9 protein-coding genes are annotated in these 10,949 nt (G+C 55.8%); 3 read left to right on the plus strand and 6 right to left on the minus strand.

Annotated features, from left to right (window positions below; translation table 11 throughout):
• From VFO10_RS18510 to VFO10_RS18525, 4 genes are all read right to left on the minus strand, one after another.
• A partial coding sequence (locus tag VFO10_RS18510; RefSeq protein WP_325142902.1) for a hypothetical protein occupies positions 1-240 on the minus strand: 240 nt, incomplete at its 3' end.
• Between the two features lie 155 nt (positions 241-395).
• Positions 396-1,217: an alpha/beta hydrolase gene (locus tag VFO10_RS18515; protein WP_325142904.1), complete on the minus strand. Its 822-nt coding sequence runs from the start codon at positions 1,215-1,217 to the stop codon at positions 396-398.
• A complete protein-coding gene (locus VFO10_RS18520; protein ID WP_325142906.1) occupies positions 1,214-2,731 on the minus strand; it encodes a PAS domain-containing sensor histidine kinase in 1,518 nt (505 codons plus the stop codon). The genes VFO10_RS18515 and VFO10_RS18520 overlap by 4 nt, the downstream gene beginning before the upstream one ends.
• Before the next feature lie 114 nt (positions 2,732-2,845).
• Complete coding sequence (locus VFO10_RS18525) at positions 2,846-3,637, minus strand: rhomboid family intramembrane serine protease (protein WP_325142909.1); 792 nt, start codon at positions 3,635-3,637, stop codon at positions 2,846-2,848.
• Between the two features lie 113 nt (positions 3,638-3,750).
• Between VFO10_RS18525 and VFO10_RS18530 the strand changes: the two genes are divergently transcribed.
• Both VFO10_RS18530 and VFO10_RS18535 read left to right on the plus strand, forming a co-directional pair.
• A complete protein-coding gene (locus VFO10_RS18530) occupies positions 3,751-6,093 on the plus strand; it encodes a FapA family protein (RefSeq protein ID WP_325142911.1) in 2,343 nt (780 codons plus the stop codon).
• A gap of 98 nt (positions 6,094-6,191) precedes the next feature.
• The gene (locus tag VFO10_RS18535) at positions 6,192-6,932 is read left to right on the plus strand and encodes a S1 family peptidase (RefSeq protein WP_325142912.1); all 741 of its coding nucleotides are present in this window, start codon (positions 6,192-6,194) and stop codon (positions 6,930-6,932) included.
• On the opposite strand, the gene VFO10_RS18540 is transcribed toward VFO10_RS18535, so the two are convergent.
• Positions 6,929-7,774 (minus strand): DUF481 domain-containing protein, encoded by an 846-nt coding sequence (locus VFO10_RS18540; protein ID WP_325142914.1) that lies wholly within the window; start codon positions 7,772-7,774, stop codon positions 6,929-6,931. The genes VFO10_RS18535 and VFO10_RS18540 overlap by 4 nt on opposite strands.
• Before the next feature lie 185 nt (positions 7,775-7,959).
• Between VFO10_RS18540 and VFO10_RS18545 the strand changes: the two genes are divergently transcribed.
• Positions 7,960-8,766 (plus strand): hypothetical protein, encoded by an 807-nt coding sequence (locus tag VFO10_RS18545; protein WP_325142917.1) that lies wholly within the window; start codon positions 7,960-7,962, stop codon positions 8,764-8,766.
• A gap of 1 nt (position 8,767) precedes the next feature.
• Here VFO10_RS18545 and VFO10_RS18550 read toward each other — a convergent pair.
• Positions 8,768-10,949, minus strand: a 2,182-nt coding sequence (locus VFO10_RS18550; protein WP_325142919.1) for a phosphoenolpyruvate carboxylase, incomplete at its 5' end; no start/stop codon positions are given.

Genomic DNA, 10,949 nt, shown 5'->3' on the forward strand with positions numbered 1-10,949 from the left:
GCCGGGAACGCTCAGGTCGTTACAGGTCCCGTCGGCGGTCCTTGCCGTCAAAGCTCGTTCATCACAGACGATGGCGGGATAACTGCCCGTCACATCAAAAAGATTATTCATGAAAAGACGTTCCCGTTCCACCGCCAGCACCACGGCCCCAACCGTCCCCAGAACCAGAGGCCAGGCAACCCAAACGGATTTTTTTGATAGGGCGAAGTACTTGAGGAATTCAAGAATAATAGGTGGCATGAAGTGTCCATCCTCCAGTTGGCTGAGACTCGGTTGCATTGAATTGGTAGGGATATATCGGTGCCGAGGGAGGATCATCTTGAACAAAACGGAAAAAAGCGTTCATACCTGATGCTTGACGGAGGAATTCAGACAGCGGATGGCGATCTTCGCCTTTAAACTCTTACCCCCTGAATTCTTTCCTTGGTATTCAGATAGTCCCGCATGGCCTCGATGGTTTCGTCAGGCGCACTCAGGTGAGGGCAGTGGCCGGTGGCTTTGAGCAGGCGCAGGGTGGATTGAGGCATCACGCGATGCAGATAGCGCCCCACGCTTTCAGGTGCGATGCAGTCCTCGGAGCATTGCATGATGAGGGAGGGAACTTTGAGCTGCGGCAAATCCCTGCGGTTATCCGAAAGAAAGGTGACGTGCGCAAAGTGTTTGGCGATTTCCGGTTTGTTTCTGCAGAAGGTTTCAGTCAATTCCGCGGCGAGTTCGGGACGATCCTGATGGCCCATGATCAAAGGCGCCATGGCTCGGGCCCAGCTATCATAGTTGCTTTCCACGAGCTGCAGCATATCGCCGATCGCCTCAAAGGAAAAGCCACCCTGATAATCGCTCTCATTGAAGTAGCAGGGCGAGGGCCCGAGCAGAATCAACTGATCGAAGAGCTGCGGATCCTTGATGGCCGCTAGAATGCCTATCATGCAGCTGACCGAATGCCCGACGAAGATGCCGCCACGAATGTCGAGCTTCTGCCCCATTTCCACGATGTCATCGGCATAACCGTGAAGCGTGCTGTACTTGCTGCGATTGTATTGCGAAGTATCGGATTTTCCAGCGCCGACGTGATCGAAGAGTATCACTTCATAATCATCGTAGAAGGCCGGAGCCAAAAGGCGCCAGATGGTTTGATCACAGCCGTAGCCATGCGAGAACATCATGGCCTGGCTGCCTTGGCCCTGAATCGTGATATTGTTGCGTTCGATGATGTTCATGACTGTCCTCCAGGGGATTTCGGTAGTCTCAGCACAAAACGTGTATAGGGACTGCTGCTGTCGAGCCAAAGGTCGCCGTGATGATCAAGCGCCACAGCTTTGGAAATGCTGAGGCCCAGACCTGTTCCACTGCCTATGGGTTTGGTGGTGAAGAAGGGCAGGAAGAGTTTGTCATGATACTCGGGCGCTATGCCCCGGCCACTGTCGGTCACTTCGATATCCACGAACAGGTCCCGATCGAGAATTCCGATCTCGATCCATTTTTCCTCAAGAGCCTCCAGAGCCGAAAAAGCATTATTCAAAACATTCAGAAGGATCTGCAGGATTTCAACCGGGCGGCACCAGACCGTAAGGGCCGGATCAAACGCGGCGACGGTCAGCGTGATGCTATGCGACTGAAAACGGGCGGCACACAGTTCCAGGCAGTCGTCGATCAGCGTGCGCAGGGGCGTCGGCATAAAGGGATCGCTGTGGCCGTCGCGGGAAATGGCTCGAAGAGAACGGATGATGCTTGCGATCCGATCGGTGGTGTGACGAATATTCTCGGCGGTTTCGACCAGCCTTGGATTCGGGTTCGCCTCGGTGCGGACGAGGCGCAGAATCTGCCGCGAGCAAAGCTGAAGTATGGCCAGAGGATTATTGATCTCATGAGCGATTCCGCCGGCCATCTCGCCCAGAGCGGACATTTTGGAGGCAGCGACCATCTGGGCTCTTTGCTCATTGATGAGCAGTTCGTGTTCCTTTCTTTCCGTCAGATCCTGCTCGACGCGAATGAATTGGGTCCGCGCATCCGGGGCGAAATCCATGGCTTCGGCCGTGGCGAGCACCCAGACGCTTCGACCGTCAGGCCGCTGATAGCGATACTCGCAGCAGAAGGGCTGGCGCTCCTGCACAAAAGCCTGCCAGGCCTGGACGACCCGATCGCGATCCTCGGGATGCAGGGCACGCAGCCAGCCTTCGCCCAGAGCGCAGCGCAAACGGCACCCGCTGGTGTCGCTCCACACCTTATTGATATATGTGCAGCTGCCCACGGCATCGGCCAGAAAAAATCCGATCGGAGCCATGTCCATCAATCTGGTGAAAAAAATCGAGTTGTTCATCAGGGCTTTTTCCACCGCCTTGCGTTCGGTGATCTCAAAGCCGATGAAATGCAGATGTGTGACAGTGCGTGTGCCGTCGAGGATGGGGACGATGGTGGATTCCGTCCAGAAAAGATTCTGATTCCGTGCCACATGGCAAAGTTCGCCTCGCCAGGGGATGCCACGATTCAATAAGGGCAAAACGTGATCGGTGAAAAGCTTCCGAAACTCTTCCGCCAGGAAATCATGAAAAGGATTATGATGAAGTTCACTTCTATCGTAGCCGGCCACGCGCAGGAGTTTATCGTTGGTGCTGATGAAAAGACCTGCGGGAAGAAGGACTGCCGTCAGAGCGAACTGGTCCAGCGCATACTGCTGCTCCCGAACGTGTTTGAGTTCATCCTGCACAATTAAATTGACCAGCTTCGCAGTCATGATCCTTGCCTTTCGCGATCCGATGCTGCACTGGCTTTATCATATCACTTTGGAAATGAACATAGAGACATGCGCTTTCTTTTACGTGTTCAGAATTATTCCCCATACCTTCTTTTAAGGCAGCAGATCCTCCTCCACATCGGTGGCCTTCAGTGCATATTCATGCTCTTCAAACGGGGGCGCAGAAAGGTTGGTAACAGGTTTCATCCAAGGCGCGCTGAGCCAGCCAAAAAACAGCCCAAGTGCAAATCCTATGGCATGGGTGCGATAACTGACCTGCGGTTCGAACTGCGTGGGGACCAGGACCACCAAGGCGAAGGCAATGGTTCGCATCACCCGATGGGTCCAGCTTAAATAATCGGCATGTTTCAAAAAGAGGAACAGCCACAGGGCGGCCATGAAGTAGACCATGCCTGAGGCCCCGATGAGCCTCGTCTCGGGGCCATAGGTGAGAAGTGCCAGGGCTCCTGTGACCATGCCGCCGAGAAGGGAAAGTCCGGGGAAGGCCCAGAGTCCAAAATAATTTCGAAGGAAGAGACCAAAGATGAGGAAGAGGCCGCTGTTGGCAAGCAGATGGGCGATATCCGCATGCACCCAAAGAGTGGTCATAAGTCGCCAGATTTCGCCTTTTTTATAAACAAGGTCCTGGGTGGCCGCGAGCGGGTTGGCATCGGGATGAATCCATGACCAATAGGATCCTGCGAAAAAGAGGAGAAGGAGCAGCACTGCAGGCCAAAGGCTCGCAGGATCAGGCCTTTGCCCCAAAGGATGCTGGCGCAGATCCGTGTGGCGAATGATATCGTCCTCGCGCTCTTCACCAAAGTCAGGATGCAGAACGCGCGCACGCGCATAATGGGGGCGACGGGGACGGGGCCATTGAGGATGTTCAGATTCCGGAAGCGCCATAAACAGTTCCTTTCAGGGAAAACGCCTGTTTCCCTAATGTAAGACCACTTGGAATTTTGTCAAACCCGGGTCCGACTTGTTATGATAGGAAGGCACCACCGCCAGGGGGCCTTATGTTCTTCAATCCAAAAGTATCGGTGACTTACAATGTGCGCCTGAAGAGGGCCCGCGCCCAATTTCGCGTGGGGGACTGCCTGAAGTCGCGGCGTCCCCCGGCCGACGCTTTGGATAAGGCCCGGGAAAAGCTGGAAGAGGAACTGGAAGATGGGCACATCGAATACTTCGAAGTCTTTGAAAAGAAATTCCTTGCGCTCTGGCAGCATATTCGGGCTCATGCGGACACTCTTTCGCCAGATAAGGAACTTCGTTTCACCCTGGCCCAGGGCGCCCGCGCTTACAGCGAAATTTTGGTGCAAAAGTCACGAATTCCCGCGCAACTGGCGCTTTTGAGCTGTCGTCTTTCCGAGCGGAAGGCGAAAAATCTTTTCTTCAGCGCCTTTGTCTTTCATATCGTGCGCCAGCTGCAGAATCTCGGAATTCATGACAAGGTGGATGGGGCGCAGCTGCGTTTCATCTATCTGCTCATGAAAGCTGGGCAGCAGATTGAGCAGTGGCCACTGAAGGCTGCGCCGCATGCAGAACTTTATCCGCGGCAGAAAATGCTGGTGGAAAGGGATGGGCAGCATCATTATGTGGCCCTGCACATTTTTGATGCGCGGCTGCTGCAGGATGAGGCGAAATGCGAGAAGATCTATAACCATGCGTTCAGTTCGCTGAAGGATGGAAACCCGGACGCGCTCACCTGGCTGAAAGAACATACGATTGAAAAACTGCGGTCCCTGCATAACAAGGTCCAGTCCGTGGGCTTTGGTCTGCCTTATAGCCTTCTGATTGCCTACGACAGGCAGTACGTCCTCGATCACCAGGAGCATCATGAGGAAAAGCCAGCGATCAAGGACAGCGGCAGCGAGGAGCTGCCTCGTTGGAAGGTGCGGGTCGGGGCTTTGATGCGCCGACAGAAAAGTGATTACATCGAGCTGGAGGTGGACGCCCAGCGCATGACGGCGGTCGTGAAGCAGATTCATCCGAAGGCCCTGGCCACGGTCAAGGATCAGCTGACCAGCGACTGGCTTTTGCATGAATGCCACAAGCAGGGCGTGGTCTTTGGTTATGAAAAATTCTTGGATGCGATTGTTGAGGCTTTAAAGAGCGGAAAAAACCCTGTCGGCATGCGCATGGCGGAAGGCGAGCCCGCCAGACCCGGCAGCAAAACTTATCTGCATCTTTCCCATCGTGATCCTCCGGTTTTGCGGGAAGGGCAGAGCGATGATGTGCGCGAGCGGCAGAATTCACGCCTGGCGCGTGCAGGGCAATTGATCGCGGAAGTTCGCTATGATGATGGCGTGCCGGGACGGAATGTTTTTGGCGAGGATATTCATGCGGTCGGTTCAGCCTTGGAGGCGCGTATCACGGCCGGTGAATCGGTGCAGCTGGAAGGGCCTGGACGATTTATGGCGGTGCGCGATGGGCTGATTGAAATGGATGGGAATACGCTGCAGATAGTCCAGACTTATGTGCATAAAGGTTCGGTTAATCTATCAACCGGGAATCTTGCCTTTGATGGGGCCGTGGTGGTGAAGGGGGATATCGAGGCCGGGGCCACGGTCGCGGTGAAGGGTTCGCTTCTGGTGGAGGGCGTGATCGGTCACGCGACGGTGAAGGTGGGACGGGATCTGGAGGTGACGGGCGGCGTGATCACATCGCAGGATGGGATCGTGGTCGTCGGCGGAACATGCGTGGCGCAATTCGTGGAAAATTCCCGTCTTCATGTGAAAGGTGGCCTTGAGGTTCAAAAATCCATACTGAATAGTGAAGTCGTGTGCGGCGGGCCTTTGGTTGTTCGGGATCCTGCGCGCGGGGTGATCAGCGGCGGGGCGATCAGCTGCTGGAATGCGATGGCCGTGAGGCATCTGGGAATGGCTCAGGGTCAGAATACGGTTTGTCGCATCGGAACGAATTATGCGACCGAGGTTCGCTGGCAGCGGATGAATCAGAGACTGCGCCACGTCCAGGATTACAAGGAAACGGTGAGCAGGCAGCTGAAGGATATCAATACCACCGGGCAGGGACGCAAGGCCGCCGAGGCCCAGCAGCAGCAACAGGCCCTGCAGCAAAGGCTTCAGAAGGCGGAAAAAGTGCTGGCGCATGTCCAAAAGCGCCGGGATCTTTTGGAGAAGCAGATGAAGTGGAACCCGAACGCGACGCTCGTTGTGCGTGGAATATTGGACAAAAACGTGGCGATACATGCGGCGGGGAAGCTGGTCAAAAGCGTGCAGAACCTCTCGGGCGTGCTGGTAACCGCTTCGCCTTATCGCGGATCCTCGATCCATGACTTAAATGTTTGGGATGAGTTTCACAAGGCATGGCCTGAATCGCGTTTGGCGGATGTTTCGTAGACCATGAAGAATTCGAAACCTCCCCATATCTCTCTGGATCCCTCCGGGCTTTCTGGATAAGGTGAGCGCCTTGTCGATCAAAAAACTCGGAGTATCTTATGCCCATCGCCCGACACATCGCCCCCTGTGTCCTTTTCAGCAGTCTCCTGTTCGGCTGCGGCAGCGCGAGCCCCAGCGATTCACAACAAAAGATTTACCAAGGTAAAATTACCAGCGACTATGCTGCCGTTGGCCTTCTGGTCCGCGACGGCAAGCTCTGGTGTTCCGCCACGCTGATCGGCCCCGAGCTGGTTCTGTCCGCGGGTCATTGCTTTGAAGGCAAGAGCGAAAAACCCGCGTCGCTCTTCATCGAATTCAACGGCGGCTCGATTCGCACCCAGGTCACGGATGTCATTGTTCATCCGCAGTACTCGGATTGGTTTGGACGTGTGACGCAGGACTTTGCGCTTCTGAAACTCGCAAGCTCCCCGGGAATCGCCCCGATCAAACTCGCGAGCCAGGCCCCGGTGAAAGGTGAAGCCGTGACCTTCGTAGGCTACGGCTATACCGATTCCCTGGCCAAAGATTCCTTCGATGGAACCAAGCGCATGGGAAGCAATCAGGTGGGAACTGTGGAAGCGAAGAAATTATTCTTCCCGAAACCCCAGGATGACAAGACAAGCCAGGTCTGCCGCGGCGATTCCGGTGGCCCGGTCTTTGCCACCCGTCAGGGCGAATTGGAATTGATCGGCGTGGTGTCCGGCAGCACCGAGGGTGCCGCCAGCAAAACCTGTCGCATCGAAGCTTACGCTGCTCGCGTCGATGCGTTCTTAAGCTGGATTCAGACGGCCGCGAATTAGTATTCGTAACCGAGCTGCAGCATCGTCTTCTCTTCATCACGAGAGACGCCCGGTGCGGTCTGCAGCGAATCAAAGCGGTAGAAGTAGGAATACTTCAGATATATCTGCTTGGTCATGTTGTAGGCCAGGGACGATTCCAGCGACCAGCTGTAGTCGTCTTTCTTCACCCCGCTCACAGGATCCACGTTCTTCGTGGTCACAGGTTGGTAGAAGCTCACGAGCGCAAAGCGGGTCAGCTCTGTATTGTAATTGAACTTCAAACGCGCCGACACCACCTTGTCATCCTTGGTGGTCACGCGCTCTTCCGTATAGGGCTGATTGTTCGCGTCGACAAGATTCGCCGTGAATTCCGTCTGCTTCGCGCGCTTCAGATAGGCCACGCCCACGTTCAATCCGTAGGTGGCATTGCGCATGATATCCAGCTTCACACCGGCGCCGCTCAACTGGGTGTAGTTCAGGCCCACCACCTTATTGCTTTCCCAGTCATGAAGCAGGAAGAGCCAAAGGCGCGATCCGATGTAACGATCATAGCCGAAAAACGAGTGACGGCGATCATCCACGGTCTGACCCTTGCTCTGCAGATAGCTTCCATCGGCATCCAAACGAACTTCATCCAAGCCGTTCTCGTAACGAGTCCCAAGGCGACCGTTACGCTGCAGGTACGAGGACTTGCCCGATGCGTGGTTCTGGCCATATTCAACCTTAAAGCCAAAAGGCTTGGGATTATCGCGGTCCAGCGTCGGCTCCTCATACGTCAATGGAGACTGGGCTGGGGGCGCCTCCTCGGCGAGGATGGGGGTGGCGACCAAGAGGGAAAGACCAAGCCAATGTTTCGGGGCCATGAGAGGTACTCCTTCAGTGAATGGCCTCACACCATAATGAAAGGGCAAGGTTTACGCAAGCCAAACGAAAGGGCGAATCACAGCAAATCCCATCACAAAATCCAAGGGCCACTGAAGGGCTTAAAAAAATCGGAGGGCTTATAAACGGTCTATCGGCAACGTTCAGCCCACAAAGGATCATAAGCATGAAAAATACCGCTCATAAACTGTTCTGGATGGCTCTCCCACTGGCTTTGACCGCCGCCTGCGGTGATGGTACGGTCAGCTCGGATCTTGATGCCTCACGCGCCCAGGGCGTTATCATTCGTCGTGATGTCGGTCATATGCCGGCCGATATTCAGGATACTGTTGATCTCTATCGTAAGGATCTGGGCGGCGTGAACAACGTCGGCGCGGCAGGAACCCAGCCCCAGGGCCATCGTGAAATCAACTGGGATGGAGTGCCCGCCGCTCAATCGGCGCCGAATCTTTTCCCTGGTGATTTTTTCAAGGCCCGCGGAATCCTGATCAGCGCCCCCTGCGATCAGCTGCAGGTCAGCGCCAAGGTCGGTGAAGCCGACGTGGAATTCGGCAATCTCAATCGTCTTCTGCCGAAACTCTTCCGCACCTTCAGTCCTGAGAAACTGTTCGCGCCGCTCGGCAGCACGACTCTGGAAATGACCTTCACCGTGCCGGGCAGCCTTGAACCCGCGACTGTGACAAGCTTTGGTTCGGTCTTCACGGACGTCGATCTGCAGAATGTTTCGAAGATTGAATACTTTGATCAAAAAGGCAAAATCATCCTGACCGTGCCTGTGGATGCAGCCGGTAACGGCAACGAAAGCCTGTCTTTTGTCGGCGTGAAGTTCACCGATGGTCGCCGCATTGCGAAGGTGCGTATCACCAACGGCAACGTCGCCCTCGGGAGTTATGCAGGCGAAGCGCAGTGGAAGGATGCAGTCGCCGTCGATGATTTCCTCTACGGCGAACCTGCGAAACTGCAGAGCTGGTGAATCAGCCTGTATTCCTAAGGCCACCGGCGATGGCGTTGATGGTCAAGAGCAGCGCCTCCAGACTGGTGTCACGCTCCGGGCTGTGTTCCGGCAGCTTGCGCCAGGTCCTCAGCTGGTCGATCTGCAGTCGATGCAGAAGGGCCAGACTCGATTCCCGGAGCTGCACGGTTTTCACAACGTGCGGACGCCGGGATTCGACAGTGCCCCCGAAGATATCTATAAGCTGCTGCCGGGTCCGCCGGAACTCGCTCAGGATGGGTTCCATAAAGCGGTCCCGCAGCCCTTTGTCATCGATGAGCTGCGCATAGTCATTCATCAAGGATTCACTGGCCGAGGCCACTGTGGTCTCGACATTATAAAGCACGTACTTGAGCAGCTTCAGATTCGGCAGGCTCTGCTTCAGCCTTTGGAAATCCTCGGGCCTTTGTTTTTGCAAGGCTTCCAGCGCGGTCCCGACTCCATACCAGCTCGGCAGATAAAAACGGGCCTGAGTCCAGGCAAAAACCCAGGGAATGGCCCGCAGATCTTCAAGGCTCGCCTGGCCTGTGCGTTTGGGAGGACGACTGCCGATGCGGGAATGCTCCAGCGCATCTATAGGCGTGACCTGGCGGAAGAAGCTCACAAAATCCGGCTGCGTGATGAGGCTGTGATAGGTCTCGCGGCTGCGGCCCGAAAGTTCCTGCATCGCTTCCATGAACCAGGGATCCTCGTCCGGGCGTTTGCGGCTTTGCAGCGTTTCCGCGGTCAGGCTCGCCTGCATCAGCTCCACATTGTAAACCGCTGTGGCCTGGTTCGCATACTTGCGGGCAATGGTTTCCCCCTGCTCGGTCAGGCGCAGCGTTCCATTCAAAGCGCCCTTGGGAAGCGCCTGCAAAAAGCGATGAACAGGTCCGGCTCCACGGCTCACCGTTCCTCCGCGACCGTGGAAGAAAATAATATCGACGCCGTATTTCGCACCGAGCGCGGCCATTTCTTTTTGGGCCAGATAAAGATGCCACTGACTGGCAAGGATGCCGCCGTCCTTGCAGCTATCACTGTAGCCGATCATCACCTGCTGCTGCGGGCGCTTCAGGCCATGAATCGCCGCCTGCTTTTTCAGACTGCTCTGGGTGATGGGATGAGCCAGGAACTCGTCCATGATGCTCGCGCTATCGATCAGATCGTCGATGGTCTCAAAGAGAGGAACCACCGGGATCGGACAGACCAGCTGGCCGTCCTCGACCTTCCCGATACCGGATTCCCGCATCAGAAGATAGATGGTGAAAAGATCATCCGCGGAATGCGTCATGCTCACGATGAAGGAACCGATCCCTTCGTACCCGTATTTGCGGGTATGATCCTCGACCACGCGGTAGCAACTCAAAACAGCTTCGGCCTGGTCTGCAAATTGCTGCTGGGGGAGCGAGAAGGGGCGCACCACGCTCAGTTCGCGATGAATGAAGGCCTTCTTGTCTTCACGGCTCCACTGCGGATACTGAGCGCCCTTATCCACGCCTGCCGCCTGCAGGAGCGCACTCATGGCTTCATCATGGAAACGGCTGTTTTGCCGGATATCAAGCCGCGCGGAATGGAAACCGAAAGTCTGCAGCGTCCGCACGGCGTTCTTGAGTTCCGTTTGAGCCAGCCTTTGGGCGCGAATGGCTTCAAAGCCATCCCGCAGAACAGCAAAGTCCTCCATCAATTCGCGCGGCGTCTGGTAGCATGACGCTCGATCGTCGAGCTGAGTCGCATGATCGCGTACGACCTGGATCGGCAGGCGCGCGATCATGATGTTCCCGAGCACCCGCCATGATTCGCCGCGATTGGAACGCAGGGCTTCGGCATAGGCTTCCGGATAATTTTTTTCATAGAATACGAGCCGCTCCGAAAGAACGGGCGGTGGCGTCTGCATCTGATCCGAAAGGCTGGCCTTCTTCACAAGGTCCGTCAGCTTATGTCTGAGGACGATAAGGGCATTCAAGCGCAGATCCTGCAGGGCTCTTTGGGTAATTTCCGCGGTGACCAGAGGATGGCCATCGCGATCCCCGCCGACCCAGGTGCCGATATCAAAGCCAGGATAGTGCTTTTTCATGAAATCGAGCGGAGCCTTGAAGCCGGCCTGCTGCCACGCAGTTTCAAAGCGATGGTCGAGCCAGGGCAGAAGCTGGGGGAAGACATTCCTGAGATAGTGCATCATGTTGCGA

The sequence above is a fragment of the Oligoflexus sp. genome (assembly GCF_035712445.1).
Classification (GTDB): Bacteria; Bdellovibrionota_B; Oligoflexia; order Oligoflexales; family Oligoflexaceae; genus Oligoflexus.